The 1,132-nt window shown below is 43.4% G+C and carries 1 protein-coding gene; it reads right to left on the bottom strand.

What is annotated here, in order from left to right; genetic code table 11:
* The coding region (locus JQ600_RS36640) for a hypothetical protein (RefSeq protein WP_212490452.1) at nucleotides 1–803 on the bottom strand (803 nt) is incomplete at its 3' end.
* Between the last annotated feature and the right edge of the window lie 329 nt (nucleotides 804–1,132).

Raw genomic sequence — 1,132 nt, 5'->3', positions numbered from 1 at the left:
TTAAAGATTAGATCATAGGTCATGATGGTTGCACCAGAGTTAGTAACTCCTGTAGTGCCCCCTAAAACACTTGACATAATGACAACATATAAGTTCATGGATTTACCATATTGAGATGCAGATGATTGATATGAAAAATCCTTTTGGAGTTGGATAGCATCCTCGAAATTTTTAATTTCTTGAGTATTAGCAATGTTCGAATTAACTTCGATAGTGCTATCATAAATAGTTGTGAAGGCCTTTGGATTGACAATAGAGCTGGTGCGGAAGGTGGACCCTGTGTTTGGAAGGAAGAAGTCAGCAATGGCAGCCCCGGACACAAAGCCTGTGGCGGCGTTATATTCCTCAGAACTATAACCTATAAGGAGGCGCAGGGTATAAGCACCCGTAGCAGCGTCAGAATGGTAGACCCCTTTGAACTTGAGTGCCTCAAGATAGATTTTATCTCCAATACGTCCATCATTGCCAGTTCCTTGAGTGATGGCCTGAGTAGGTGAAAAGGTGTAAATTGTGTTGTGCTTATGCGCAACAGCAAGATCACTATCTTGCACACTATCGTGAAATGCGGGCTTGATGGCGAGCATCTTTTTCTTGAGAGTATTAGAACGGCCCATCTTCTTTTTTCTTTTAGTGATTGTTTGAGTTTGGGTACGACTGCGTGCAGTTTTTGTACTGGTTGAGGTACCATAGTTACTTGCAGCAAGAATAGTAGCGGCTGCTGCTTTCAATGAAGGTCTGTTAAACATTACCATTTTGGGAAAGAATATTTCTTTTTTTTTTCTTTTTATAGGGGTGGCGAGCACCCCTAGGGAGACTCGGGTGGACGGTAGACGTCGCTCTTGTAAGTAATACTAGCCTCGGGGGATACTCCCGCCGGGCGGTGTTTACAAGAGCGATAAGTCACGTGACACGTGATGACGAACCCTAACTAACTCTAACTAACGTTAACCCTAACCCTAATTTTGTGAAGTCTGAATTTTTTGCTGGTGGCCTCCCCCACTCACGCGGGGGCCCCCAAGGGCATTTTCCATAGTACTGATTTTTATTAGCAGTTTTTAAAGATTAGATCATAGGTCATGATGGTTGCACCAGAGTTAGTAACTCCTGTAGTGCCCCCTAAAACACTTGACAT

Source organism: Bradyrhizobium sp. AUGA SZCCT0176 (genome assembly GCF_018130145.1).
Taxonomy (GTDB): Bacteria; Pseudomonadota; Alphaproteobacteria; order Rhizobiales; family Xanthobacteraceae; genus Bradyrhizobium.
This window is presented reverse-complemented; position numbering and strand designations above follow the sequence as displayed.